Source organism: Streptomyces griseocarneus (genome assembly GCF_014655595.1).
In the GTDB taxonomy this organism is placed as follows: domain Bacteria; phylum Actinomycetota; class Actinomycetes; order Streptomycetales; family Streptomycetaceae; genus Streptomyces; species Streptomyces griseocarneus.
This window is the reverse complement of record NZ_BNBL01000016.1, coordinates 1-24,050: the sequence shown is the minus strand read 5'-3', so window position 1 is coordinate 24,050 and position 24,050 is coordinate 1. Positions and strand designations below refer to the sequence as shown.

Below are 24,050 nucleotides of genomic sequence, written 5' to 3'. Positions count from 1 at the left end.
CTCCCGCAGCGGCGCCGGGGAGCCGGGCTCCCCGTGCGCGTTACGGCTAGCCCAGCGCCTGCGTGAGGTCGGCCAGCAGGTCGTCCGCCGACTCGATGCCCACCGAGGCGCGCACCAGGTCCGCCGGGACCTCCAGCTGGGAGCCGGCCACCGAGGCGTGCGTCATGCGGCCCGGGTGCTCGATGAGCGACTCGACGCCGCCCAGGGACTCACCCAGCGTGAACAGCTTGGCGCGGTTGCAGACCTCGACCGCCGCCTCCTCGCCGCCCGCGACGCGGAAGGACACCATGCCGCCGAAGGCGCGCATCTGCTTGGCGGCCACCTCGTGCAGCGGGTGCTCGGGCAGGCCCGGGTAGTACACCTGCGTCACCTTCGGGTGCGCGACCAGCAGCTCCACCACGCGCTCGGCGTTGGCGGTGTGCCGGTCCATGCGCACGGCCAGGGTCTTGATGCCGCGCAGCGTCAGCCAGGAGTCGAAGGGGCCGGCGACGGCACCCATCGCGTTCTGGTGGTAGGCCAGTTCCTCGCCGAGGCCGGCGTCGGAGGTGATCAGCGCGCCGCCGACGACGTCCGAGTGACCGCCCATGTACTTGGTGGTGGAGTGCACGACGACGTCCGCGCCCAGCGCCAGCGGCTGCTGGAGGTAGGGGCTGGCGAAGGTGTTGTCCACGACCAGCTTGGCGCCGGCCTCGTGGGCCACGCCCGCGACGGCGGCGATGTCGGTGATGCCGAGCAGCGGGTTCGACGGGGTCTCGACCCAGACCGCCTTGGTCTGCGGACGGATCGCGGCGCGCACGGCGGCCGGGTCGGAGGTGTCGGCCACCGACCACTCCACGCCCCAGCGGCCGACGACCTTGGCGAAGAGACGGAACGTACCGCCGTAGGCGTCGTTCGGGATCACCACGTGGTCACCGGGCGCGAGCAGCGTGCGCAGCAGGCAGTCCTCGGCCGCCAGACCCGACGCGAAGGCCAGGCCCCGGACGCCGCCCTCGAGGGCCGCCAGGTTCTCTTCCAGGGCGGTGCGCGTGGGATTGCCACTGCGGCTGTACTCGTAGCCGCCGCGCAGCCCGCCGACACCGTCCTGCTTGTAGGTGGAGACTTGGTAGATGGGCGGCACGACGGCCCCGGTCAGCGGGTCCGCCTCCTGCCCGGCGTGAATGGCGAGGGTCTCGAAGCTGTGCTGGTCGCTCATCCATCCGAGAGTAGTGCCCGTAGCCCAGAACGCTCCTGTTCACTTGTAACGTGCGGATGAACGATCCGCCGGTTTGTCGCGTTGTACCCTCGTCGGCCTTCGTTCCCAGCATTCAGGACAATCATGGAGTTCCTCTTCATCCTGCTCGCCGTCACGCTGCTGTGCGGCCTCGTGGTGATGCCCGCGCTGCGCCGCCGGCGCGCCGGACAGGCGGCCGCGGCGGGCGCCGGGCCGGCCGTGGACCCGCTCGGCGCGCACGGCTTCGTACCGCCCGGGCAGCTGGACCTGCGCCTGCCCGGCCCCGACCCGGACCTGCTGGCCGCCGTGGACGAGGCCCGCCGCACCCAGGACTGGAAGCCCGCCGCCGACCTCCTGCGCCGCACCGACGCCACGACCGCGGCCGAGCTGCGCTGGCAGCGGGTGCAGACCCTGGCCGGGGCGGCGGTCCACGAGCTTGCCGCGACCCCCGGCACGGGCGGGATGTGGCTGCGCCACTGGCGCGTGGTGGCGCCCGAGGACGCGGGCGGCGCGATGGTGCAGGCCGAGTTCCTGGTCCAGCAGGCGCTGCGCGACCCCTCCTCCCAGGACTTCCGGATGATCCTCGAGGAGGCCCGTACGGTCTGCGCCGAGGCGGAGCGGCTGGCGCCCGGCGACGTGGTGCCCGCGATCATCGGCCTGGGCGTGGCACGCGGGCTCGGCGCGAGCGAGGCGGAGTTCCAGTCCGCCTGGGAGGCCGTCGCGGCCCGCGCCCCGCAGCACATGGGGGCGCACCTGGCGGCCCTGCGCTACTGGAGCTCCAAGTGGCACGGCTCCCAGGAGAAGGCCGAGGCCTTCGCCCGGCGGGCCGCGGCGAGCGCGCCGCAGGGCAGCCTGCTGCCCGCGCTGCCGCTGTTCGCCGTCCACGACCACCTGCCCGACGTGCAGCTGGTGCGGAGCCTGTTCCGGAGCGCGGTGATCCGCGACGCCATCGAGGCCGCGCAGTACGCCGTCACGCACGCCCCCGACGACCACCCGGTGCTGCCGCACGTCCGCCACCTGCTGGCCTGGTTCCTGGTGCGCGCCGAACGCTACGGCGAGGCCCTCGAGCAGTTCCGCAAGATCGACGGCCACATCGGCGCGATCCCGTGGACGTACGAGCCGGATCCCGTCGCGGCGTACGCCTCGTACCGCGCGGTGGCCGTCGCCGGCTGGGAGTCCGGCCGGAATTCCGCGTGAGCGGGCGCCGTTGTAGCCGGTGACGCCCGCCGCCCGCCCCGTTGGACCGACGTTGGAGACCACCATGCTGTTCGGCCGCCGCGAGACCCGCCTCCCCACCCCCGACGAAGCCCTGCCGGGCCGCCCGGCCCCGCAGTTCCCGCTCCAGGACCGCCACACCGTCCTGGGCACGCCGCTGGCAGCCCCCTACCCCGAGGGCCTGGACGTCGCGGACTTCGGCCTGGGCTGCTTCTGGGGCGCCGAGCGGATCTTCTGGCAGGCCGAGGGCGTCTGGACCACCCTCGTCGGCTACCAGGGCGGCCACACCCCCCACCCCTCCTACGAAGAGGTCTGCAGCGGCCGCACCGGCCACACGGAGGTCGTCCGCGTCGTCTTCGACCCCTCGGTGATCTCCTACGCGTCCCTGCTCAAGCTCTTCTGGGAGTCCCACGACCCCACCCAGGGCCACCGCCAGGGCAACGACCACGGCACCCAGTACCGCTCGGCGGTCTACACCCACTCCCCCGCCCAGCAGAAGACCGCCGAATCCTCCCGCGACGCCTACCAGCCGGTCCTGGACGCCAACGGCTACGGCCCCATCACCACGGAAATCCTCCCGGCGGGCCCCCTTTTCCATGCCGAGCCGTACCACCAGCAGTACTTGGCGAAGAACCCCGCCGGCTACTGCGGCATCGGCGGAACGGGCGTGAGCTGCCCGATCGGCGTGGCCCAGGCGCCGTCTCCGGATGCCTGAGGGGCCGCGTACGACCCGCTACCGGCTGCTTCGGGGCCCGTGGGGCATCTGGATCGAGCTGACGGCCTCGGCGACGGCGACGCCCGGGCCGCCGGCTCGCGGTGAGCAGGTCACGGACGGGGTCTGGCTCGACGCCGGCCCCGTCCTGACCCATCCCCCCACGGACCGCGAAGGCAAGCGCCTGACCCCCGCCGAAGCGACCTGGCTCCACCACGGCCTGACCCTGGCCACCCCAGCCCTCACCGCCGCCTCACCGGGCCCGCACACCCTCATCACGATCCACCGCGTCCAGCTCCCGGAGACGGACTACCAACCGGAGGGCCTGGCAGCGGCCCTTCTCCAATGGACGGAACAGGAATTCGACCTGCCGCCCCACGCGGTCCCGGTCACCTTCGACCGCCCCGCCAACCGCTACGTCTACGAGTGGGCGGCACCTGCGTAAGCGGGGCCGAACGATGCGCCCTGCCAGGTGCTCGCGGAATAAGCAGTACTGGAGCAGCGCTTCGCTCCGTAAGGTTCCGGCATGAGCATGAATGTGAGCCTTCGGGGCGATCAGGTGGACGCGCTCCGGCGTTGTGCGAAGCGGGAGGGGCTCGAGGTGCACGACGTCGTGCTGCTCGCTGTCGACGAGTACCTCGGCGCGGCCCACCGGGCGATGGTGCGTCAGACGGCGCAGGAGCAGGCGGAGAAGTGGCGCGAGCTCATGGACCGGCTCAAGTGATGCCCGCCTACCTGACCCCCGAGGACGCCCTGACTGTCGCCGGGTATGCCTGCGCCGATGACACGCCTGTCGTGCTCCGCGACACGGGACAGCTGGAGTCCGCTGTGCACCGGCCGGCTGCCGAGATGTACGGGCACGAGGTGTACCCGGACCTGACCGGCAAGGGAGCCGCGCTGCTCCAGGCCCTGTCGATCAACCACCCGCTGATCGACGGCAACAAGCGCACGGCCTGGCTGTCGTGCGTCACGTTTCTCGCGATGCACGGGGTCCAGCTGCGCCCGGAGATCGACGCCGCGGAACGCTTGGTCCTCGCCGTGACGACAGGGCGGATGCGTGACGTGGAGGAGATAGCGCAGGGTCTCAAGGCGTTGCTGGAGCCCGACGCGATGCGGTGAGGGGCGCAGCGGGGCACCGCACGGGTGCCCCCATGGCGTCGTCAGTCGTCGTCGTGGCAGAGCAGGATGCTGACGCCGCTGTTGTCCACGCTGTGGCCGAAGGCCTGCCGGGCGTCGTCGTTCTCCTCAGGCTTCATGGCCTGCAGGTCGAGGAGCACCATCCGTCGTCATCCCCTTCCGAGAGGCTGCCCTTCCGTGAGGCCGCCCTTCCGATGGTGCCACCGGCCGGCAGCGCCCCCACAGGCGCGTGGCAGCGGCGCCTGACGCACTCGCCCGCGCCCCGGCGCCGGCCGGCGGAGACGTGCCGACGGAGGCGTGCCGGCGGCCTGAGATCATCTGCCGGTGATACCGACCATCCCCTCCTCCACCTCCCCCACCTCTTTCAGTGGCGACTTCGAGGCGCACCTGACCGTCCGTGCCGACGACCCCGCCGGCGTGGCCGCCCTCGAGGCGTACGCGGCGGCGCGCGGCGTGAAGTTCACGCACATCGTGCTCGAGCGGGGGCGGACGCCGAGCCAGCCGATGCTGACCCTGCGCGGGCGCGGGGGGCTGGACGGGATGCGGGGGACGGTCGAGGAGGCCGCTCACGGCCTGCGGGAGGCCGGGTTCGGCGTCGTACGGACGAAGATCGAGTCGACCCCGTGGGCCGAGGGGGTGCCGGGCACCGACGAGGAGGCCGTGGTGCTCGGGGGGCGCTACTACTTCGAGCACCACCTCAAGCTGCTCCTCGCGCCCGGCGCGGACACCGTCGCGCTCGCGGACGTCGTCTCCCGCCACGCCGCGCACCTCTCGCGCAACGCCCGCCGCGTCCGCGCGGACGGCCGTGCCGAACGGTTCGTCACCCAGCGGTGCCGGCTGGTCGGCGACCGTACGGCGCGGGCGCGGCTGGAGGGGCTGGTGGCGGCGCTGCAAGCGCGCGGCGATGAGATCGTGTCCGTCGAGCGGGAGTTCGTCGTGCACGACAGCGACGAGTCGCTCGACGCGGGGTGGATCGACGAGGAGGGTACGGGGAGATGACGGCGACACCGTGGGAGCGGTTCGACTACGGGCCGTGGGACGACGACGCGGTCGTGCCGCAGACGCCGCCGGACGAGGAGACGCGCGCGAGGCGGGACCTGCCGCGGACGCTGCGCCCGGTGGCCGGCGACGGCGTGCTGCAGCGCGCGGCGTACGACCCGGCGGTCAACCACCGCAGGATGGGCATGCGGCTGAGCGAGCCGCAGTTCGCGGACGAGGGCAGGGGCGAGGCCTGGTACGCGGCCCGGCGCCGGGCCCTGGACCACGTGCTGGCGGCGGTGGCCGGGTCCGGGTGGGCCGGGCACCTGGTGCTGCGCGGCAGCATGCTGCTCAGGGCCTGGTACGGGGACGCGGCCCGCGAGCCCGGCGACCTGGACTTCGTGGTCGTGCCCGACTCCTGGGAGCTCGACGACGAGCGCACCGACGCGATGCTCGACGACATCGCCCGCGCCGCCGAGGCGGCGACCGCGGGCGGGCCGGTGCGCATCGACGCGGCCGGCGCGGTGAGCGACGAGATCTGGACGTACGACCGGGTGCCGGGCCGCCGCCTCGTGCTGCCCTGGTCGGCGGAGGCCGAGGGCATACCGGCGGGCACGGTCCAGCTGGACTTCGTCTTCAACGAGACCCTGCCCGCCCCCGCCGTGCCGGGCGAGGGCACGGCCCTGATGACGGCGAGCCCCGAGCTGTCGCTCGCGTGGAAGGTCCTCTGGCTGGTGACGGACCATCACCCCGAGGCCAAGGACCTCTACGACGCGGTGCTCCTCGCCGAGGACCCGGGCACGCGGCTGTCGTACGAGCTGCTGAACCGGGTGCTCCTGGCCGAGGGCGAGCCCTGCGACCTCGGCTGGATCCTCTCCCAGGCCACCGAGGCCGACTGGGACGAGTACCGCAAGGACCGCCCCCCGCTCGACGACACCGCCACCGGCTACCTGACCCGCCTGGCCATCGCCATCGCCCCCACCTTCGCCCCCGCCGAACACAGGCCGTACGCACAGCTGGCCGCCGCCTTCGCGGACCTGACGCGGACGCTGCGCGACGAACACGAGGCGGGCGGCATGAAGGCCGTGGAGGAGTGGTTCGCCTGCCGGAGCGTGCCCGTCGTGGAGGCGCTCGTGGCCGTACGCGAACTCCTCGGCCGCGCGGAACACACCCCGCACGACGCCGCCGACGTGCTCGCGTCCTTCCGCGACACCCGCTTCGGCCGCGACAACCCCAAGTACCCGGGCGGATGGCCCGGCGGCCCCCACGAGACGGCCACCCGCCTGGAGGCGGCCGAAGGCGGCCGCTCCTGACCCACACGGGAACGCACCCCGTCCCACCAGCGGGAATGCGCCACCCTCCCGCCGTGGTTGGAGGGGCCATGAGCGATCCCTTCAGCGTCAGCGTCACCGTCCGTGGCTACGAGACCGACTCCCAGGGCCACCTGAACACCAGCGTCTACATGCAGTACGCCGAACACGCCCGCTGGGCGTTCCTGGAAGCGGCCGGGGTCCGGCAGAGCACGCTGCTGGAGAAGGGGGTGGGGCCGGTGAACCTGGAGACGAACATGCGGTTCCACCGGGAGCTGCGGGCGGGCGACGAGGTGCGGGTGAGCTGCGCGTTCTCCTGGGAGGGCGGGAAGACGTTCCGGGTGGAGCAGCGGCTGACGAAGGCCGACGGGACGCCGGCCGCCGACGTCACCAGCGTGGGCGGGCTGCTGGACCTGCAGACGCGCCGGCTGGTGAGCGACCCGGCCGAGCACTTCCGGGCCCTTGCGGCCGACATGGACGTGCTCGGCCTCTGAGGCCCCCGGGGAGGCCCCCGGCCGGGCCTCCCCGGCGAGCCGCCGGGACGGCGTCAGGCGCCCTTGCGGCGTGAGATCCGTGCCTCGTCCGCGGCCCGGCGGCCCTGCTCCCAGCCCTCCGCGTCCCGGCCCTTGAGCCGGTGCGAGGTGGTCTCGGGGAACAGCCGCCCGGCCGTCTCCCCCACCGCCACGTCCCGCGCGGCCAGCACGGGCAGCACCTGGGGGCGCGCCTCCTCGGCGGCGACCTCCCGCACGGCCGCCGAGAGCCGGTCGCCCACGCGGCCCGCGTAGGCGATCAGGAAGGACTCGCGGAAGTCGCGCGTGCGGCGGGAGCGGCCGCGGGCGTGGTGGTCGTCGGCGGCGCGCCGCATGGCCGTGGTGGCCTGGACCAGCAGCGAGGTGTAGAGCAGCTCCACCAGCTCCAGGTCCGCGTCGAAGCCGACGACCGTGGAGAAGCCGTACTCGGACGACCACACGGCCTGGCAGTGGTTGGCGGCCGCCACGGCGTCCAGCAGCAGCGCCTTGGCGGACTCGTACGGCCCCTCGATCCCGATCCGGCAGGCCCCGGGCCCCTCGGCGGGGGCGCCGCCCTCGACGGCCAGCAGCGCCTCGTCGATCGAGTGCCGCGCCATGAGCTCCTGCGCCTTGGCGGAGAGGGCCTCCGCCTCCTCGGGGAACTGCGTCGACTCCGCCTTGGCCAGCAGCGCGCGGATGCGCCCGAGCATCCGGGGCGCGGCGGCCGCCGTCCCGGGGCGTATGTGCGCGGTGCCCGGCAGCGAGCCCACCGCGCCGATCCTCGGCAGGGCGTCGATCAGCCGCAGCGTGCCGAGCGCGCACGCCGCCGTCTCGAACCGGCTCAGCCGCTCGCGCCGCGCGAACCCCTCGAGGAACGCGTCGTCCCCCTGCCACCACTCGCGCGCCTCGAGGTCCCGCAGCTGGGCGGCCCACCGCGCGCCGAGCGTCTCCGGCGCGTAGCGGCGCGCCTCGGCGGCGATGACGTCGACGGCGAACCGCGTCCCGTGGCCGTCCAGTTCGCGGCGTACGAGCCGGACGACGTCGGCCGGCTGCCATCCGTACTCCCAGCACCGCCGCAGGATCCCCGAGCCCACCCGCAGCACGGCCCCGCTGACGGCCTCCCACCCGGCCGGCGCGGCGGCGACGACGGAGGCGGCGGCGTACACCGCGTCCTCGAGCGCGTCCCCGCGCACCGCCCGCAGGCCGCGCAGGGCGGCGGAGACGGTCTCCAGGGGCGGCTCATTGCTCTGCACGGCGGCGGGCTCTCTTCCTTCGGGGGAGCGGGAGACTCCATTTTCCCGCACGCCTTCCGGCACGCCCCGGAGCCCTCCTCCTGCCGGAGGGGGGCCTCGCCATCACGGTGCGGCGAGGTCACATCTCCGCGAAAGGGGGTACGACCCGCAGGACGGCCACCAGCCGGGCGCGGGGAAGCGGCAGGGCGTAGAACCAGCCGTCGGCCAGCAGCGGGATGCGGCGCACCCCGCCGGGCACGCCCCGGCGCGCGCCCTCTCCGACGTCGGCAAGGGTCACGAGCTCGCCCGCCAGCCGCTCGACTTCCGCCACGACGTGCGGGGCCAGTCCCCGGACGACGTGCTCCGCGTCAGGGTCGTACTCCCACCGCCACACGTCCTCGTCGCTCACAGGACGTCGTCGTCCTGCCGCTCGATGCCCGCTTCCCGGCACGCGGCGTCGTAGATGCGCCCGATCTCGGCGGTGAACCTCCGGACGTCCTCGAGGTCGCGGGATCCGGCGGCCTTCGCCTCGAGCTCGCGCAGGCGGGCGGCCCGGTCGGGGTGCCGTTCGATGGCGACGTAGACCGCCCACTGCCCGGCGAAGCGGCGCAGGGGGGCCGAGCTGACCGCCTCCCCCGCCGACTGCCGTGTCGTTCATGCCGCCGTGCCCCTCCGGGTTCTTCCGGTGGGCGTGTCGCGCCCGGACCCCGACCGTAGACACCCCCACCGCCCGTGGGCAAGCGATGGCCTGGAGTGTCCGGGCCGGCGATCGCCGGAAAGGAAGGGCCCGTCCCGCGGAGGATTCCGCGGGACGGGCCCTTCAGGAACGCACGAGACGCTCAGCGGGGGTCAGGAACCGGTGGCGCTCCCGGCGACCCACTTCGCCCAGTCCATGTTCCAGCCGTTGAGGCCGTTGTCCGGGGCGATGGTCTTGTCGTCGGAGTTCTTGACCTCGACCACGTCACCGATGAGCGAGTTGGTGTAGAACCAGGCACCCGAGGTGTTCGGGTCGTTGGCGCCCTGCTTGTCCTCCAGGCCCACGCAGCCGTGGCTGGTGTTGGCGACGCCGAAGACGCCGCTGCCCCAGTAGTTGCCGTGGATGAACGTGCCGGACGTGGACAGGCGCATGGCGTGCGGCACGTCCTTGATGTCGTACTCGCCCTTGCCGTCGGCCTTGGAGAAGCCGACGGTGGCGCCGTCCATCCGGGTCTCCACGAACTTCTCGGAGATCACCATCTTGCCGTTGTACGTCGGGCTCGACGGGCTGCCGGCCGAGATCGGGATGGTCTTGATGACCTTGCCGTCCCGCACCACCGTCATCTGGTGGGTCTTGGCGTCGACCGTGGAGACCTGGGAGTGACCGATCTTGAAGTTGATGGTCTTCTTCTGGACGCCCTTGATGCCCGGGGCGCCCTCGACGCCGTCGAGGTCCATCTTCAGCGTGACCTGGGAACCGGACTTCCAGTAGTCCTGCGGACGGAAGTCCAGGCGCTGGTCGTTGAACCAGTGACCGACGACCTTCTGGCCGCTGCTGGAGGTGACCTCCAGGTGCGACTGGACGGCCTTGCGGTCCTTGATCGCCTTGTCGAAGTTGATCGAGACCGGCATGCCGGCGCCGACGGTCGAGCCGTCCTCCGGGGTGAAGGAGCCGATGAAGCTGTTGGTGGGCGAGACGGTGGAGAAGGCGGAGTTCTCCGCGGCCTTGCGGCCCTTGTCGTCCTTGGCCTCGGCGACGACCTTGTACTTCGTCGAACGCTCGAGCTGCTTGTTCGGCTTCCAGGTCTTCTTGTCCGAAGATATTGAACCCTCGACGGGGGTGCCCTTGTCCGTCGTCATCTTGACACTGATGAGCTCACCGTCACTGACGGTGACGTTGACGGCGTCCGACGTGATGCCGGCGTTGGTGGTGCCACCCTTGGGCGTGATCTTGATGTGCGCCTTGGAGGCATCCTTGGCGGCCGCGGCGTCGACCTGACCCTGCGACTTGCCCTTGCCGTCGCTGCCGCCGCCGCTCTTGGCGTCGTCGTCCCCACCGCAGGCGGCCAGAGTCAGTACACCACCGAGCACAGCGGCCGCGGCCACGAGGCCCTTGCGGCGCTTGCCGTACGTCATCACACGCTTCTCCATTGCTCCTGGACCCCGGAATCCCCCGAGCCGACCGTGGGGCTCGTAGGGCTACACGTATCCCGGCTACTACTTAGGGAACGCCTGCGCCCCCCGGTCCGTTCCACGCCGCGAGGGATTGTGGGGAAGACCACCCCAGTAAATCCCCTCCAGGAGCAACAGCGGCAACCGGGGTCTTGACAAAGGCCGTACGTGCGCTCAGGGCACCGTCCCGCACCGCGACTTCCCCCTGGGCCGCCGGTATCACTAACATCGTGTCAGTCGGGACTCACCGAAGCTCCACGACCCCCAATCTCCATCGCCGCAAGGGGGATTCATCCCGTGACCACCCGCCGCCCGCTGCTCACCGCGATCGCCGCCGGCACGCTGCTGAGCGCGATGTGGTTCGTACCGAGCGCCAACGCGACGCCCGAGCACCGCCAGGCGCAGCGACAGCCCGCGAGCGCCGCCCCGCACACGGCAGGGCTGGCCCTCGCGGACAGCGGCAGCGTGGACACCACGCCGTACCTCTTCGGTGGCATCGCGTTCGTCGCGGCCGGCGGCGCAATGGTCACGGCCGCTGTGCGCAGATCACGCACAGCGGCTCGCTAGACACGACCTGGGGTCAGGGGCCCGTAAAGGCCGGGCCAAGGACCGGCTGGACGCGCCCACCAGGCCCGTTGGACACGGCGACCAGGCCCATTGGACATGCCAACGGGCCCGTTGGACACGCCGCCGGGCCCGTTAGCCGCCGGGGGTTCAGGCCAGGGGCCCGGTCACGGTCTCGGCGGCCTCGACGAGGCCGCCGGCCCGGACGAAGACCTCGGCGGCCGCCAGGTCCGGGGCGAGGAAGCGGTCCCCGCCCGGGCCCTCCACGCCGGCCGCACGCACGGCGGCGATGACGGCCTTCGCCGCCGGACCCGGCTCCAGGCCCTCCCGCAGCTCGATCGCCCGCGTGGCCGCGACGAGCTCCACCGCGACGACGCTGCCCAGCGCCTGGACGGCCGTGCGCAGCTTGCGCGCCGCCGACCAGCCCATGGAGACGTGGTCCTCCTGCATGGCGGAGGAGGGGATCGAGTCGACCGAGGCGGGCACGGCGAGCCGCTTCATCTCGCTGACGAGCGCGGCCTGCGTGTACTGGGCGATCATCAGCCCGGAGTCCACGCCCGCGTCCCCGGCAAGGAACGGCGGCAGGCCGTGCGAACGGTTCTTGTCGAGCAGCCGGTCGGTGCGCCGCTCGGCGATGGACGCCAGGTCGGCGGCGGCGATCGCCAGGAAGTCGAGGACGTAGGCGACCGGGGCGCCGTGGAAGTTGCCGTTGGACTCCACGCGACCGTCGGGCAGCACGACGGGGTTGTCCACCGCGGCGGCCAGCTCCCGGTCCGCCACCAGCCGGGCATGGGCGAGCGTGTCCCGCCCGGCGCCCGCGACCTGCGGTGCGCAGCGGATCGAGTACGCGTCCTGCACGCGCGGCGCGTCGTCCTGGTGGTGTCCGGTGAGTCCCGAACCCTTCAGGACCGCGAGCATGTTGGCGGCGCTGGCGCCCTGGCCGGGGTGCGGGCGGATGGCGTGCAGCTCCGGCGCGAGGACCTTCTCGGAACCCAGCAGCGCCTCGAGCGAGAGCGCGGCGGTGATGTCGGCGGACGTGATCAGGCGCGCCAGGTCGGCGCAGGCCATGGCCAGCATGCCGAGCATGCCGTCGGTGCCGTTGAGGAGGGCGAGCCCCTCCTTCTCCCGCAGCTCCACGGGCTCGATGCGGTGCTCGGCGAGCAGCTGGGCCGCGGGCCGCACGACACCGTCGGGGCCCTCGGCGTCGCCCTCGCCCATGAGGGTCAGCGCACAGTGCGACAGCGGTGCGAGGTCGCCCGAACACCCCAGCGACCCGTACTCGTGCACCACGGGGGTGATGCCCGCGTTGAGGATGGCGGCCATGGTCTCGACGACCAGCGGCCGTACGCCGGTGTGCCCGGAGGCCAGCGTCTTCAGCCGCAGGAACATCAGCGCCCGCACCACCTCGCGCTCGACGCGCGGGCCCATGCCGGCGGCGTGCGAGCGGACGATGTTGCGCTGCAGCTGAGCGCGCAGGTCAGGGCTGATGTGACGGACGGCGAGGGCGCCGAATCCCGTCGACACGCCGTAGACCGGGTCGGGCTTGGCGGCCAGGTCGTCGATCACCTGCCGCGAGGCGGCGACGGCGGCCAGCGCTTCCTCGGAGACGACCACGCGCGCGGCTCCGCGCGCTACGGAGATCACGTCCTCAGCGGTCGTTCCGTGCGTCCCCACCACCACAGTGTGCATATCCATATTCAGGCACCCTAGGGACTGAATCGCGAACTGTCACTACCCCTCTTTCAAACACAACGCCGACGAGCCACGAAGCCCTACCCGGAGAAACAAGAGCGCACCGCCGGCCATCACCCGCAAGCCGGACAGGAGGGGCCGGGGTGGGACGGGCCGGGCCCTGGCAGGGGCGTAAGGGTTGTTTGCGGCGACGTTCCGGGCTCCCGCGACGCAAGAGGGGGGCCGTAAATAATCCAGCCCCAGAAGGGCCCGGTCCGTCCCGCCCCGGCCCCGCACCCAGGCCAGACGGACGCACGGACAGACACACGCGGGCCCCCTACCCCCGCCGCCCCCGGAACCGCCGCCGCTCCACCCCGCCCCCGGGAACCGGCGTCGGCGGCCGGTCCGCCATCCGCACCACCGGGTCCTCCAGTCCCCCGTCCCGCCCCGCCACCACCGGCTTCGCCGACCGCGCCGCCTTCGCCCGGTACTGCGCGGCGTCCGCCAGCCGGAACAGCCGCCGCGCCGACCGCACGTCGCCGATCGGATCCCCCGTGGAGGCCACCCCGCACGCCACCCCCTCGCCGAGCTCCAACTCGCCCGCCCGGCGACACAGTTCGTCGGCCACCCGCACCACCTCGTCCGCCGCCGGACCCACCGTCAGCAGGCAGAACTCGTCCCCGCCCAGCCGCGCCGCCAAGGCGCCCGGTAGCTGCGCCCCGCACACCGAGAGCACCGACCCGAAACGTTCCAGCAGCCGGTCGCCCACGGCGTGCCCCAGCGTGTCGTTGACGGTCTTGAGCCCGTTGAGGTCGCAGACGACCAGGCTCACGACGACGCCGTCCGCCAGGTGCGACTCCACGGCCTCGTCCAGCCGGGCATCGACGGCGCGGCGGTTGGCCAGCCCGGTCAGGGGGTCGGTGAAGGCGAGCCGGCGCACCTCCTCCAGCCGCTCGGTCTGCGCGATCCCGGAGGCCGTCACCGCCGCCAGTACGGTCGCGAAGTCCGCGTCCGTACGCCCGAACACGGGCGCCCCGACCCGGCGCGCCACGTACAGCTCGCCCCAGGCGCGCCCGTGCAGGACGATCGGCGCGACCACGCAGCACCCCCGCCCGCGCCGCCGCAGATCGGAGACGCGCTGATGGCGGTAGGCGGCCCCGGCAAAGGTCCCGGCGGCACTCCCGGCGAAGGCCCCGGCGGCGGCCCCGGCAGCCCCGTCCGGCCCCTCCCCGCCACCCCCGTCGGCGGTCTCCACCCAGGCCTGGGGCTGTCCGCACACCCTCCCCCAGCTACCGCTGGGAGGTGCCCCCATGCCGTGCAGGAACTCGGTGATCTCGGGGTAGTCGTTGACCGGATAGGACTCGTCGGCGGGGAAGCGCTCCTCCCCCTCGACCCGGTCCCCGGCGTTGACCAGCACGCGCAGGCGGCCCCGCTCGCGCTCCCAGACCGACACCGCCGCGAACGCCCCGCCCAGCGCATGCCGCGCGCACTCCGCGGCGACCTCCACGGCCTCCGTCAGCTCCACCGTCGACGCCATGGCCTGCGCCAGCTCCACCACGGCCCGCAGGCGGGCGTCGCGGTCGTCGCGCTCCCCGTCACCCACCACCCGAGCCTCACATTCAGCCACCGTGCGCAGATCCTGCACTCCAGCGTAAGAACGTTGGGCTCATTCCGCTTTGTCAGCGCCCGAACCCGGGGCCGGGCCGGGCTGGGCCCGGCCCCCGCGTCACTCCCCGGGCCAGTTCGGCTTCCGCTTCTCGTTGAAGGCGGCCACGCCCTCCGCCCGGTCGCCGGAGAAGGCCACGGTCCGCCAGGCGGCGTCCTCGACCTCGAGCCCGGCCCGCAGGTCCAGCCCGTGCCCGAGCCGCAGCGCCCGCTTGGCCGCCCGCAGCCCGACGGGCGAGTTGGCGGCGATCCGCGCGGCGAGGGCTAGGGCTTCCTCGCGGTCGCGCCCGGCCTCGACGACCAGGTCAACCAGCCCCAACTCCCCGGCCTCGGCGGCCTCCACCCGCCGCGCGCTGAAGATCAGCTCGGCCGCCCGCGCGGCGCCCACCCGGCGCGGCAACAGCTGGGTGCCGCCGCCGCCGGGGATCACACCGACCGACACCTCGGGCAGTCCGACCACGGCCGTCGCGTCCGCGACGATCACATCACAGGACAGGGCCAGCTCGAATCCGCCGCCCAGGGCGAAGCCGTGCACGGCGGCGATGGCCGGCACGGGCAGTTCGAGGACGCCGGTGTAGGCGGCGCGCGTGTACGGGCGCTGCCGCCCGAGGTCGGCGTCGGTGAAGGAGTTGCGCTCCTTCAGATCGGCCCCCACGCAGAAGGCGCGCTCGTGGGTGGAGGTGAGGACGACGGCCCGCACCTCGCGATCCGCCGCCAGCGCGGAGGTGGCGTCCGCGATGCACCGGCCCATCTCGGTGGACACGGCGTTCATGGCCTTGGGCCGGTCCAGCACGAGCTCGGCCACGTGACCGTCCTCGTGGCGACGAACGGCGACCCACTCCCCGAACCGCTGCTCACCCGTGCTCATACGACGACCTCCGGCGAAAAGTGAACGATCGTGAACTGCCGCAGGCGATCATCGCAGCCGCACGCCCCGCCCGGAAGGTCTCAGCAGGCCTTCGGCACCAGCCGCTCCGCGTCAGCCGCTCCGCCGCGTCAGCAGCCACGGCTCCACGACGCCCAGCCCGCGCACCGGCCGCTGCCACATCGGCTGCAGGGCGAAGCGGTACGTACCGTGCTCCTCGCCGGCCTGTTCGGCCGCCGCGACCTCCGCCTCCGACTTGGGGGCGTCGCCGCTGCGCGCGAGCTCCTCCGCGAGGGCGCCGTCGACGAGCACGGCGTCCTTCGGCGCTATCGACGTCAGCCGGCTCGCGAGATTGACGGTGGTGCCGAAGACGTCGCCCATCCGCGTCGTGACCGTGCCGAAGGCGATCCCGACCCGCAGCTCCGGCATGGTCTCGTCGTGCGTGAGGGTCTCGATCAGCCGCAGCCCGATCTCGGCGGCCGTGCCGGCGTCGTCGGCGGCGAACAGCACCTCGTCGCCCAGCGTCTTGATCAGCCGTCCGCCGTGCGCGGCCACCAGGTCGGCGGCCGTGGTCTCGAAGGCCTCGACCAGTTCGCCGAGCTCCTCCTCCTCCAGGCGCCGCGTGAGCCGGGTGAAGCCGACGAGGTCCGCGAAGCCGACGGCGAGCCGCCGGTCGACCATCTCGACGTCGTCGGCCGCCTGGACGACGCGGCCGGTGGCGGCGGCGAGCTGCCGCCGCCAGACGTAGATGAGGAACTCCTCCAGCTCGGGCAGCAGCAGCTCGACCAGCGGGTAGGTGATCTCGGTGCGGCTCATGCCCTCCTGAGGCTCGGTCAGGCCCTCCAGGAAGGAGTCGATCTGCCAGTCGGCGAGCCGGGCGGTGGTCTGCCCGGTGGACCGGGCGACCTGCACGGCCATGGGCTCGCTCAGCAGCCCCGCCTCCACCAGGCCCGCCAGCCGCCGCAGCGCCAGGACGTCCGCCTCGGTCAGCGCCCTGGCCTGGCCGATGTCGGCGAAGCCCATGGCGCGCCAGAAGCGGGCGGCCAGGTCCATGGAGACGCCGGCCGCGCGGGCGGCCTGGAAGGGGGTGTAGCGCCGCTCGGCGCCCAGGATCAGCGACTCCAGCCGGAGCGCGAGGGGGTCGCCGGCCTCCTCGCCGCCGTCGTCGCCGTAGTCCTCCTCGGCGGCCTCGCGCGCGGCACTCTCCTCTCCCATGGCCTTGCCGGCACGGGAGGTACCCCCTTCGTCGGCGGTCACCGCCCGCCCCCTGTCCGATCCGTGCGCACTGCCCTGCCGATCGCTGCTCGCCTAGGTTCCGCGCACAACGATACGTCAGGTGTGCCGTAGCTCACTCTCCCGACGGCACGGCGCTCACTCTTTACGACCTCTACGGCACTCCTTTACGTCTCTTTACGTCCGGACCGGCACACAAAATGCCCCGAACCAGTCCGGATCGCACCCCTCCCGGCTACCTCCTGGTCTACGCCCCGGCCGGCCGCAGATGAACGATGTCGCCCGCGCCCACCGGCTCCTGCACCCCGTCCTCCGTCGCCAGCACCAGCCGCCCGTCGCCGTCGACGGCCACGGCCTCGCCGACGAGCTCCCGGCCGCCGGGCAGTTCGGCCCGTACGGACCGGCCGAGGGTGGCGCAGCCGGCGGTGTACGCCTCCTGCAGGCGGCAGCCGACCGGGTCGCCGCCCGCCGCGCGCCACCCCTCGTACCACTGCTCCAGCGAGCGCAGCACGGCCCGCAGCAGCGGATCCCGGTCGAGCACCTTGGCCCCGGCCAGCGCGAGCGACCCGGCGGCGGGCACCGGCAGCTCGTCGGCGCGCAGCGAGACGTTCAGCCCGATGCCCACGACGACGCTGTCGCCGGCCCGCTCGGCGAGGATGCCGCCGGTCTTGCGCTCGGTGCCCTCGACCGTCACCAGCAGGTCGTTGGGCCACTTCAGGGCGGTGTCGACGTCGGCGGCCCGGGAGAGGGCGGTGGCGGTGGCGACACCGGCGAGCAGCGGCAGCCAGCCCCAGCGCTCGACGGGCACGCCGGGGCCGGGGGTGAGGCGGACGGAGAAGAAGAGCCCGGAGCGCGCGGGCGCGCTCCAGGTGCGGTCCAGCCGGCCGCGGCCCGCGGACTGTTCCTCGGCGACGAGCACCGCTCCCTCGTCGCCGCCGGCGGCGACGAGATCGGTGTTGGTGGACCCGGTGCGCTGGACCACGTCGACGGAGGTCCACAGGCCGCCGGGGCGGACGAGCCCGCGCCGCAGGGCGGCGGCGTTCAGCGGGGGCCGGTCGAGGTCGGACCAGCGGTTGCCAGAGGCGTCGGAGGGCGTCATAAGGCCCACCATAGGAGCCCGGGAGGGTGGAAACCGGACGGTCGCGATGTGGCCAACGACGCACTGCCGCACCGCATCCGCGCGACTACCCTACGAACCGGTAGCACAGCCTGTCCCACCCCTCTGGACGAGCAGGAGCCGCATCCCGTGTCCGAGCCAGAAGCCAACGGATTCGACATCCACACCACCGCGGGCAAGCTCGCGGATCTGCAGCGCCGGATCGAGGAGGCGACGCACGCCGGTTCCGCTCGGGCGGTGGAGAAGCAGCACGCCAAGGGCAAGTTGACGGCGCGCGAGCGGATCGACCTGCTGCTGGACGAGGGCTCGTTCGTCGAGCTCGACGAGTTCGCCCGGCACCGCTCGACCAACTTCGGCATCGACGCCAACCGTCCGTACGGGGACGGTGTGGTGACCGGTTACGGCACGGTCGACGGCCGCACGGTGTGCGTCTACTCGCAGGACTTCACGATCTTCGGCGGTTCGCTCGGTGAGGTCTACGGCGAGAAGATCGTCAAGGTGATGGACTTCGCCCTGAAGACCGGTTGTCCGGTCGTCGGCATCAACGACGGTGGCGGCGCCCGCATCCAGGAGGGTGTGGTGGCCCTCGGCCTGTTTGCCGAGATCTTCCGCCGAAACGTCCACGGCTCCGGCGTCATCCCCCAGATCTCCCTGATCGTGGGCCCCTGCGCGGGCGGTGCGGTCTACTCCCCGGCGATCACCGACTTCACGGTGATGGTCGACCAGACCTCGCACATGTTCATCACCGGCCCGGACGTCATCAAGACGGTCACCGGCGAGGACGTCGGCTTCGAGGAGCTGGGCGGCGCCCGGACGCACAACACCACCTCGGGCGTGGCGCACCACATGGCGGGCGACGAGAAGGACGCCATCGACTACGTCAAGGCGCTGCTGTCCTACCTGCCGTCCAACAACCTCTCCGAGCCGCCGGCCTTCCCCGAGGAGGCCGACCTGGAGGTCTCGGACACCGACCGCGAGCTGGACACGCTCATCCCGGACTCGGCGAACCAGCCCTACGACATGCACACGGCGATCGAGCACGTGCTGGACGAGGGCGAGTTCCTGGAGACGCAGGCGCTGTTCGCGCCGAACATCATCACGGGCTTCGGCCGCGTCGAGGGCCACCCGGTGGGCATCGTCGCCAACCAGCCGATGCAGTTCGCCGGCTGCCTGGACATCAACGCCAGCGAGAAGGCCGCCCGCTTCGTGCGCACCTGCGACGCCTTCAACGTCCCCGTGCTCACCTTCGTCGACGTGCCCGGCTTCCTGCCGGGCACCGACCAGGAGTACAACGGCATCATCCGGCGCGGCGCCAAGCTGATCTACGCCTACGCGGAGGCCACGGTCCCGCTGATCACGGTGATCACCCGCAAGGCGTTCGGCGGCGCGTACGACGTCATGGGCTCCAAGCACCTGGGCGCCGACCTCAACCTCGCCTGGCCGACCGCCCAGATCGCGGTCATGGGCGCCCAGGGCGCGGTCAACATCCTGCACCGCCGTTCGCTCGCGGCGGCGGAGACGCCGCAGGAGCAGGAGGAGCTGCGGGCGAAGCTGATCGCCGACTACGAGGACGCGCTGCTCAACCCGTACGCCGCGGCCGAGCGCGGCTACGTCGACGCGGTGATCATGCCGTCGGAGACCCGCCGCCAGATCGTGCGGGGGCTGCGCGCCCTGCGCGAGAAGCGCGAGGTGCTGCCGCCCAAGAAGCACGGCAACATCCCGCTGTAGGACGCTGGAATCCACGGGGCCGGCGGGGACCCGCCCGGCCCCGAGCCCGAGGCAACGGTCACCGACGAAGGGACGCTGACGTGATCAAGGTCGTACGGGGCAATCCGACCCCGGAGGAGCTGGCCGCCGCACTGGCGGTGGTTCAGGCGCGCGCGGCGGCCGGTGCCGCCGTCGCGCCCGCTGCCCCCGCACGCTCGGAGTGGTCGAGTCCGGCCCGGCTCGCGGCGGCGCACCGCGCGCCGCACCCGGGCCCGCGCGCCTGGCGCACCACCTACTGGCCCGCCTGAGCCCCTCCCCGTACCGCACCCGTGGCGCCTGAGTACGCGTACTCAGGCGCCACGGCCTTTCCGGCCGGAGCATGGAGGTCATGCTCTGGTCAGACCCGTCCGATGAACCGCCCGAGGAACTGCGCGAGGCGCAGGCCATGCTCCGCAGGGCGGGCGTCGTGCTGGCCGTGGGGGTCGTGGTGCTGTTCTTCCTGCTGGGAACGCGCTGAGGTCACAGCAGTCACATAGGTTTGCCCCGACCGCAACCGCATTCGCCCGATTCGCGTCATGCCCAGTGATATGCCGCGAACCGGGGAGTCAGTCACACCATGAACAAGCCCGTACGCCACATAGCGGTCCTCACCGGCGCGCTCGTGCTCTCACTACTGGTCCGGGCGACCTGGGTGCAGTTCGTCCGCGCCGACGAGCTCTCGAACCACGAGAAGAACCGCCGCGTCGCCATCGCGAGCTTCTCCCAGCCGCGCGGCGACATCATCGTCGGCGGCAAGCCCGTCACCGGCTCGGCGGCGACCGACGGCGACCTGAAGTACCGGCGCACCTTCACCGACGGCAAGATGTACGCCCCCGTCACCGGCTACTCCTCGCAGAGCTACGGCAGCTCCTACCTCGAGGGCGTCAACAACAAGCTGCTCAGCGGCACCGACGACCGCCTCTTCCTGCAGCGCACCACCGACATGATCACGGGCAAGCAGCGGCGCGGCGGCGACGTGGTGACGACCATCGACCCCAAGGCGCAGAAGGCCGCGTACGAGGGGCTCGGCGACCGGAAGGGCGCGGTCGTCGCCCTCGACCCGCGCACCGGCAGGATCCTCGCCCTCGCCTCCACCCCCTCGTACGACCCGTCCGTCTTCTCGGGGAGCGGCAAGAAGGACCAGGCCGCCTGGGACGCGCTGCAGAAGGACCCGGACAAGCCCATGAACAACCGGGCGCTGCGGGAGACCTACCCGCCCGGCTCCACGTTCAAGATCGTGACGGCTGCCGCGGCCCTGGAGAACGGCCTCTACACCGACGTCGACGCCGCCACCGACTCACCCGACCCGTGGGTCATGCCGGGCACCGTGACGCGACTGCCCAACCAGAACCCCAACGCCCCCTGCAAGAACGCCTCGCTCAACGTCGCCATGCAGAACTCCTGCAACACCGTCTACGGCAAGGCCGCCTCCGACCTCGGCAAGGACAAGCTGCGCGCGACGGCCGAGAAGTTCGGGTTCGACCAGGAGTACTTCGTCCCCGTCCGGGCCAGCAAGAGCACGTTCCCCAAGGACATCAACAAGTCCCAGACCGCCATGGCCGGCATCGGCCAGGGCAGCCTGACCGCCACCCCGCTGCAGGTCGCCATGATGACCGCCGCCATCGCCAACGACGGCAAGCTGATGAAGCCCTACATGGTCGAGGAGCTGCGCGGCCCGGACCTGTCGACGATCGAGAAGCACAAGCCGGAGCAGATGTCCCAGGCGGTCTCGCCCGAGGTCGCGCGGAAGATCCAGCGGATGATGGAGGACACCGCCACCAAGGGCACCGGCAAGGCCGCCCTCATCGACGGCGTCACCGTCGGCGGCAAGACCGGCACCGCCGAACGCGGCGAGGGCCAGAAGAACCTGGCCTGGTTCATCTCCTACGCCAAGGCCTCCGACGGCTCCCCCGTCGCCGTCGCGGTCATGGTCGAGCCCGACGACAGCGTGCCGGACGACGAGATCTCCGGCGGCAAGCTGGCCGGCCCCATCGCCCAGAAGGTGATGCGGGCGGTCCTCGGCAGGTGAGCGCCCGCGGCGCCCGTAGGCTGGCCCGCATGACCGACAGCACCCGCCGCCGCCTCGTCCTGGCCTCCCAGTCCCCCGCCCGCCTCGGCCTGCTGCGCCAGGCCGGGCTGGCACCCGAAGTGATCGTCAGCGGCGTGGACGAGGACGCCATCGACGCCCCGACCCCCGCCGCCCTCGCGCTGGTGCTGGCCGAGGCGAAGGCCGCGGCCGTGGCCGGCCAGGAGGCGGCGGCCGGGGCGCTGGTCGTGGGCTGCGACTCGGTGCTGGAGCTGGACGGCCAGGCGCTCGGCAAGCCCGCCGACGCCGAGGAGGCCACGGCGCGCTGGAAGTCCATGCGCGGCCGCTCCGGCGTCCTGCGCACCGGACACTGCGTCATCGACACCGCCACCGGCCGCCGGGCCTCGGCGACCGCCTCCACGACGGTCCGCTTCGGCGAGCCGACCGACGCCGAGATCGCCGCCTACGTGGCCTCCGGCGAACCGCTGCACGTCGCGGGCGCCTTCACCCTCGACGGCCGGTCCGCGCCGTTCGTCCGGGGCATCGACGGCGATCCCGGCAACGTCATCGGCCTGTCGCTCCCCCTGCTCCGCGAGCTGCTCGCCGAGCTCGGGACTGGCATCACCGACCTCTGGGCCTAGTCCCCACCCAGGCCCCTATCCAGGCCCCACGCCGTCGCTCCGCTCAGAGCGGCAGCGCCTTCGTGGCCGCGCCGACCTGCCTCAGCTGGCCGAGCTTGCCGAGCCCCTTGATGAGCCCGGGGTGCAGGCTCTGGTCCTGCGAAGGCATGGCGTCCGGCGCCTCCGGGACGCCCGCCGGCGTCTGGGGCCTGGCCGGGCCCCGCTTGCCGGGCTTCCCCGGGTTCGCCTTGGCCGGCGCCCCCTTCGCCGGCGCGGTGACGTGGACGGGGCCCGCGTTCGAGGACGGGGGCGGCGAGACCGGCGTCGGCGCGGCGACGGCGGGGGCCGCGGAGGACACGGACAGAGCGGCGCCGGCCAGGGCGGCAGCGGCAGCGATGCGCTTGATCATGACTTCATCAACGATGTCAGGGTATTTCGGTCACGACGCGCTGAGCCGCCCGGGGGAATTTCCGGCCCGGCAGGCATAGTTCGCGAACGGTACGCCCGTGCGCCGCCCGCCCCTCTCACGCCACTCGTACCACTCGTACTGCTCGCACCGCCCACACAGCCGAAGGAGCCCGCCCCGCCATGCCGCAGTCCCTGGACCGCGCCCTGGACCTCCTGGACGCCGTCGCCGCCTCCGACGGGCCCGTGCCCGCCAAGGCGCTCGCCCGCCGGCTGGGCTGCGGGCTGTCCACGGTGTACGAACTGCTGGGCACCCTCACCGCGCGCGGCCACCTGGTCCGTACGTCCTCCGGCTACGTCCTCGGCTACCGGCTGCCGTCGCTGCACCGTGCCTTCCAGCGGCAGATGCGCCTGGCCGACGAGGTGCAGGAACTCCTGGCCGAAGCGCGCCGCGCGGCGGGCGTGGACACGTACTTCAGCACCTACCGCGACGGCGGCGTCGCGGTGCTCGCGGGCGCCGCCGCCGGCCACCCCGCCACCGGCGGCTTCACCGTCGGCCAGGACACCACGCCGCACGCCACCGCCCACGGCAAGGTGCTGCTGGCGGCCCTGCCCCGGGCGGCCCGGATGCGGCAGCTGGCGACGACCGGCATGCCCGCCCTCACCCCGCACACGATCACCTCGCCGGAACGGCTGGATGTTCAACTGCGGCGGGTCCGAAAGGAAGGTGCGGCGGTGGAGATAGAGGAGTGTGCGCCCGGAGTCGCCTGTGTGGCGGTGCCCGTTCCCTCACCGGGGCCACCCACGGCGGTGTCGGCGGCACTGCCGCTCGCCGACTTCCACCGCCGGGGGCGACAGGTGACCGAGGCGCTCCGCCAGGTGGCCGCGGAGGCCGCGAAGTTCCAGCGGGCCTTCGACATCAGCCGCCCTACCGGCGGGTAAATCTGTGGGAACGGGGGCTCACCGCCCGGGACGGCACGCAAACTTTGTGTCACCCGTTCGTAGGGACTCCACAAAGAATCGGCGCCGCCGCTCCCGGGTGCGCGCCGAGACCTTGACCACAACATCAGGCGACCGGTGCGCGGGAATCCCCGGCGTACCGTGGAGGACCTGGGGACTTCGGCCCGGGAACGGCTCCCCCTTCACGCTCCGTGTGGGCAAGGTCACCCCGGAAGTCGGGTCGGCACAGAGTGTCGCCAGTACCTAAACTCACCTTGTTTCAAGGAGGGAGCCATCGTGCGCAAGGTGCTTATCGCCAATCGTGGCGAAATCGCTGTCCGTGTCGCTCGTGCGTGCCGGGACGCGGGGATCGCCAGTGTGGCGGTCTATGCCGATCCGGATCGTGACGCGTTGCATGTCCGGGCGGCCGACGAGGCGTACGCGCTGGGTGGTGAGACCCCCGCCACCAGCTATCTGGACATGGCCAAGGTCCTCGCCGCGGCGGCCGAGTCCGGAGCGGACGCGGTCCACCCCGGCTACGGCTTCCTCTCCGAGAACGCCGAGTTCGCCCAGGCCGTCCTCGATGCCGGTCTGACCTGGATCGGCCCGCCCCCGCAGGCCATCCGCGACCTCGGCGACAAGGTCGCAGCGAGGCACATCGCCCAGCGGGCCGGTGCGCCTCTGGTCGCCGGCACCCCCGACCCGGTCTCCGGGGCGGAGGAGGTCGTCGCCTTCGCCGAGGAGCACG

General features: G+C 72.8%; 27 protein-coding genes. 16 read left to right on the top strand and 11 right to left on the bottom strand.

The features are described from left to right. Positions 1-46 precede the first annotated feature (46 nt). Positions 47-1,192, bottom strand: a complete 1,146-nt coding sequence (locus IE295_RS29465) for a cystathionine gamma-synthase (protein WP_190066821.1) — start codon at positions 1,190-1,192, stop codon at positions 47-49. A 123-nt stretch (positions 1,193-1,315) separates the two neighbouring features. Here IE295_RS29465 and IE295_RS29460 point away from each other — a divergent pair, with 123 nt between their 5' ends. The 5 genes from IE295_RS29460 (at position 1,316) to IE295_RS29440 (ending at position 4,256) form a co-directional block, all read left to right on the top strand. Next, positions 1,316-2,407, top strand: a complete 1,092-nt coding sequence (locus tag IE295_RS29460; protein WP_190066820.1) for a hypothetical protein — start codon at positions 1,316-1,318, stop codon at positions 2,405-2,407. A gap of 64 nt (positions 2,408-2,471) precedes the next feature. Then, a complete protein-coding gene (gene msrA, locus IE295_RS29455; protein WP_190066819.1) occupies positions 2,472-3,140 on the top strand; it encodes a peptide-methionine (S)-S-oxide reductase MsrA in 669 nt (222 codons plus the stop codon). Beyond that, positions 3,133-3,582 (top strand): hypothetical protein, encoded by a 450-nt coding sequence (locus IE295_RS29450; protein WP_190066818.1) that lies wholly within the window; start codon positions 3,133-3,135, stop codon positions 3,580-3,582. Before msrA ends, IE295_RS29450 begins: the two co-directional genes overlap by 8 nt. A gap of 81 nt (positions 3,583-3,663) precedes the next feature. After that, positions 3,664-3,861 carry a CopG family transcriptional regulator gene (locus IE295_RS29445; protein ID WP_190066817.1) on the top strand — a complete coding sequence of 66 codons (198 nt, stop codon included), beginning with the start codon at positions 3,664-3,666 and terminating at the stop codon, positions 3,859-3,861. After that, positions 3,861-4,256, top strand: coding sequence for a type II toxin-antitoxin system death-on-curing family toxin (locus tag IE295_RS29440; protein WP_263453969.1), 396 nt, complete (start codon positions 3,861-3,863; stop codon positions 4,254-4,256). Before IE295_RS29445 ends, IE295_RS29440 begins: the two co-directional genes overlap by 1 nt. A gap of 41 nt (positions 4,257-4,297) precedes the next feature. Here the strand turns inward: IE295_RS29440 and IE295_RS29435 are convergent, their stop codons facing one another. Further along, on the bottom strand, positions 4,298-4,417 hold the full coding sequence (locus IE295_RS29435; protein ID WP_190066815.1) for a SapB/AmfS family lanthipeptide: 120 nt from the start codon (positions 4,415-4,417) through the stop codon (positions 4,298-4,300). Positions 4,418-4,598: 181 nt separating this feature from the next. Here IE295_RS29435 and IE295_RS29430 point away from each other — a divergent pair, with 181 nt between their 5' ends. The 3 genes from IE295_RS29430 (at position 4,599) to IE295_RS29420 (ending at position 7,056) form a co-directional block, all read left to right on the top strand. Next, the gene (locus tag IE295_RS29430; RefSeq protein WP_224323475.1) at positions 4,599-5,273 is read left to right on the top strand and encodes a hypothetical protein; all 675 of its coding nucleotides are present in this window, start codon (positions 4,599-4,601) and stop codon (positions 5,271-5,273) included. Then, positions 5,270-6,565 (top strand): nucleotidyl transferase AbiEii/AbiGii toxin family protein, encoded by a 1,296-nt coding sequence (locus IE295_RS29425; RefSeq protein ID WP_224323476.1) that lies wholly within the window; start codon positions 5,270-5,272, stop codon positions 6,563-6,565. Before IE295_RS29430 ends, IE295_RS29425 begins: the two co-directional genes overlap by 4 nt. A gap of 68 nt (positions 6,566-6,633) precedes the next feature. Then, a complete protein-coding gene (locus tag IE295_RS29420; protein WP_190066814.1) occupies positions 6,634-7,056 on the top strand; it encodes an acyl-CoA thioesterase in 423 nt (140 codons plus the stop codon). A 53-nt stretch (positions 7,057-7,109) separates the two neighbouring features. On the opposite strand, the gene IE295_RS29415 is transcribed toward IE295_RS29420, so the two are convergent. The 3 genes from IE295_RS29415 to IE295_RS29405 form a co-directional block, all read right to left on the bottom strand. Beyond that, positions 7,110-8,324: a DUF2786 domain-containing protein gene (locus IE295_RS29415; RefSeq protein ID WP_372479519.1), complete on the bottom strand. Its 1,215-nt coding sequence runs from the start codon at positions 8,322-8,324 to the stop codon at positions 7,110-7,112. 118 nt (positions 8,325-8,442) lie between these two features. Beyond that, positions 8,443-8,712: a hypothetical protein gene (locus tag IE295_RS29410; protein WP_190066813.1), complete on the bottom strand. Its 270-nt coding sequence runs from the start codon at positions 8,710-8,712 to the stop codon at positions 8,443-8,445. 440 nt (positions 8,713-9,152) lie between these two features. Beyond that, positions 9,153-10,430 (bottom strand): L,D-transpeptidase, encoded by a 1,278-nt coding sequence (locus IE295_RS29405; RefSeq protein WP_190066812.1) that lies wholly within the window; start codon positions 10,428-10,430, stop codon positions 9,153-9,155. Positions 10,431-10,748: 318 nt separating this feature from the next. Here IE295_RS29405 and IE295_RS29400 point away from each other — a divergent pair, with 318 nt between their 5' ends. After that, complete coding sequence (locus IE295_RS29400; RefSeq protein ID WP_190066811.1) at positions 10,749-11,018, top strand: hypothetical protein; 270 nt, start codon at positions 10,749-10,751, stop codon at positions 11,016-11,018. Positions 11,019-11,165: 147 nt separating this feature from the next. On the opposite strand, the gene hutH is transcribed toward IE295_RS29400, so the two are convergent. From hutH to IE295_RS29375, 5 genes are all read right to left on the bottom strand, one after another. Beyond that, positions 11,166-12,704: a histidine ammonia-lyase gene (hutH, locus tag IE295_RS29395; RefSeq protein WP_190066909.1), complete on the bottom strand. Its 1,539-nt coding sequence runs from the start codon at positions 12,702-12,704 to the stop codon at positions 11,166-11,168. Positions 12,705-13,023: 319 nt separating this feature from the next. After that, complete coding sequence (locus tag IE295_RS29390; RefSeq protein ID WP_443732316.1) at positions 13,024-14,292, bottom strand: GGDEF domain-containing protein; 1,269 nt, start codon at positions 14,290-14,292, stop codon at positions 13,024-13,026. A 120-nt stretch (positions 14,293-14,412) separates the two neighbouring features. Continuing rightward, entirely contained in the window at positions 14,413-15,219 is an 807-nt protein-coding gene (locus IE295_RS29385) for an enoyl-CoA hydratase/isomerase family protein (RefSeq protein WP_190066810.1), read from the bottom strand. A 111-nt stretch (positions 15,220-15,330) separates the two neighbouring features. Beyond that, a complete protein-coding gene (locus IE295_RS29380) occupies positions 15,331-16,473 on the bottom strand; it encodes an adenylate/guanylate cyclase domain-containing protein (RefSeq protein WP_190066809.1) in 1,143 nt (380 codons plus the stop codon). 223 nt (positions 16,474-16,696) lie between these two features. Then, entirely contained in the window at positions 16,697-17,548 is an 852-nt protein-coding gene (locus IE295_RS29375) for a biotin--[acetyl-CoA-carboxylase] ligase (RefSeq protein ID WP_190066808.1), read from the bottom strand. A gap of 147 nt (positions 17,549-17,695) precedes the next feature. Between IE295_RS29375 and IE295_RS29370 the strand changes: the two genes are divergently transcribed. The 5 genes from IE295_RS29370 (at position 17,696) to IE295_RS29355 (ending at position 21,979) form a co-directional block, all read left to right on the top strand. Beyond that, positions 17,696-19,294, top strand: a complete 1,599-nt coding sequence (locus IE295_RS29370; RefSeq protein ID WP_190066807.1) for an acyl-CoA carboxylase subunit beta — start codon at positions 17,696-17,698, stop codon at positions 19,292-19,294. An 80-nt stretch (positions 19,295-19,374) separates the two neighbouring features. After that, positions 19,375-19,581: an acyl-CoA carboxylase epsilon subunit gene (locus IE295_RS29365; protein ID WP_190066806.1), complete on the top strand. Its 207-nt coding sequence runs from the start codon at positions 19,375-19,377 to the stop codon at positions 19,579-19,581. 80 nt (positions 19,582-19,661) lie between these two features. After that, on the top strand, positions 19,662-19,790 hold the full coding sequence (gene mmpB / locus IE295_RS34210; RefSeq protein WP_268255733.1) for a morphogenic membrane protein MmpB: 129 nt from the start codon (positions 19,662-19,664) through the stop codon (positions 19,788-19,790). A gap of 99 nt (positions 19,791-19,889) precedes the next feature. Further along, positions 19,890-21,341 carry a peptidoglycan D,D-transpeptidase FtsI family protein gene (locus IE295_RS29360; RefSeq protein WP_190066805.1) on the top strand — a complete coding sequence of 484 codons (1,452 nt, stop codon included), beginning with the start codon at positions 19,890-19,892 and terminating at the stop codon, positions 21,339-21,341. A gap of 29 nt (positions 21,342-21,370) precedes the next feature. Beyond that, positions 21,371-21,979: a Maf family protein gene (locus IE295_RS29355; RefSeq protein WP_190066804.1), complete on the top strand. Its 609-nt coding sequence runs from the start codon at positions 21,371-21,373 to the stop codon at positions 21,977-21,979. Positions 21,980-22,022: 43 nt separating this feature from the next. Here IE295_RS29355 and IE295_RS29350 read toward each other — a convergent pair whose 3' ends face one another. Then, the gene (locus tag IE295_RS29350; protein WP_190066803.1) at positions 22,023-22,367 is read right to left on the bottom strand and encodes a hypothetical protein; all 345 of its coding nucleotides are present in this window, start codon (positions 22,365-22,367) and stop codon (positions 22,023-22,025) included. 179 nt (positions 22,368-22,546) lie between these two features. Here IE295_RS29350 and IE295_RS29345 point away from each other — a divergent pair, with 179 nt between their 5' ends. Beyond that, positions 22,547-23,305: an IclR family transcriptional regulator gene (locus IE295_RS29345; protein ID WP_190066802.1), complete on the top strand. Its 759-nt coding sequence runs from the start codon at positions 22,547-22,549 to the stop codon at positions 23,303-23,305. 294 nt (positions 23,306-23,599) lie between these two features. Beyond that, positions 23,600-24,050: biotin carboxylase N-terminal domain-containing protein (locus tag IE295_RS29340; RefSeq protein WP_308437411.1), on the top strand; the 451-nt coding region annotated here is incomplete at its 3' end.

Excerpts from the sequence above, each read along its gene's own strand:
- IE295_RS29465 (WP_190066821.1), bottom strand. The coding sequence starts at position 1,192 with ATGAGCGACCAGCACAGCTTCGAGACCCTCGCCATTCACGCCGGGCAG.
- IE295_RS29460 (WP_190066820.1), top strand. The coding sequence starts at position 1,316 with ATGGAGTTCCTCTTCATCCTGCTCGCCGTCACGCTGCTGTGCGGCCTC.
- msrA (WP_190066819.1), top strand. The coding sequence starts at position 2,472 with ATGCTGTTCGGCCGCCGCGAGACCCGCCTCCCCACCCCCGACGAAGCC.
- IE295_RS29450 (WP_190066818.1), top strand. The coding sequence starts at position 3,133 with ATGCCTGAGGGGCCGCGTACGACCCGCTACCGGCTGCTTCGGGGCCCG.
- IE295_RS29445 (WP_190066817.1), top strand. The coding sequence starts at position 3,664 with ATGAGCATGAATGTGAGCCTTCGGGGCGATCAGGTGGACGCGCTCCGG.
- IE295_RS29440 (WP_263453969.1), top strand. The coding sequence starts at position 3,861 with ATGCCCGCCTACCTGACCCCCGAGGACGCCCTGACTGTCGCCGGGTAT.
- IE295_RS29435 (WP_190066815.1), bottom strand. The coding sequence starts at position 4,417 with ATGGTGCTCCTCGACCTGCAGGCCATGAAGCCTGAGGAGAACGACGAC.
- IE295_RS29425 (WP_224323476.1), top strand. The coding sequence starts at position 5,270 with ATGACGGCGACACCGTGGGAGCGGTTCGACTACGGGCCGTGGGACGAC.
- IE295_RS29420 (WP_190066814.1), top strand. The coding sequence starts at position 6,634 with ATGAGCGATCCCTTCAGCGTCAGCGTCACCGTCCGTGGCTACGAGACC.
- IE295_RS29405 (WP_190066812.1), bottom strand. The coding sequence starts at position 10,430 with ATGGAGAAGCGTGTGATGACGTACGGCAAGCGCCGCAAGGGCCTCGTG.
- hutH (WP_190066909.1), bottom strand. The coding sequence starts at position 12,704 with ATGCACACTGTGGTGGTGGGGACGCACGGAACGACCGCTGAGGACGTG.
- IE295_RS29385 (WP_190066810.1), bottom strand. The coding sequence starts at position 15,219 with ATGAGCACGGGTGAGCAGCGGTTCGGGGAGTGGGTCGCCGTTCGTCGC.
- IE295_RS29375 (WP_190066808.1), bottom strand. The coding sequence starts at position 17,548 with ATGACGCCCTCCGACGCCTCTGGCAACCGCTGGTCCGACCTCGACCGG.
- mmpB (WP_268255733.1), top strand. The coding sequence starts at position 19,662 with ATGCTCTGGTCAGACCCGTCCGATGAACCGCCCGAGGAACTGCGCGAG.
- IE295_RS29360 (WP_190066805.1), top strand. The coding sequence starts at position 19,890 with ATGAACAAGCCCGTACGCCACATAGCGGTCCTCACCGGCGCGCTCGTG.
- IE295_RS29355 (WP_190066804.1), top strand. The coding sequence starts at position 21,371 with ATGACCGACAGCACCCGCCGCCGCCTCGTCCTGGCCTCCCAGTCCCCC.
- IE295_RS29350 (WP_190066803.1), bottom strand. The coding sequence starts at position 22,367 with ATGATCAAGCGCATCGCTGCCGCTGCCGCCCTGGCCGGCGCCGCTCTG.
- IE295_RS29345 (WP_190066802.1), top strand. The coding sequence starts at position 22,547 with ATGCCGCAGTCCCTGGACCGCGCCCTGGACCTCCTGGACGCCGTCGCC.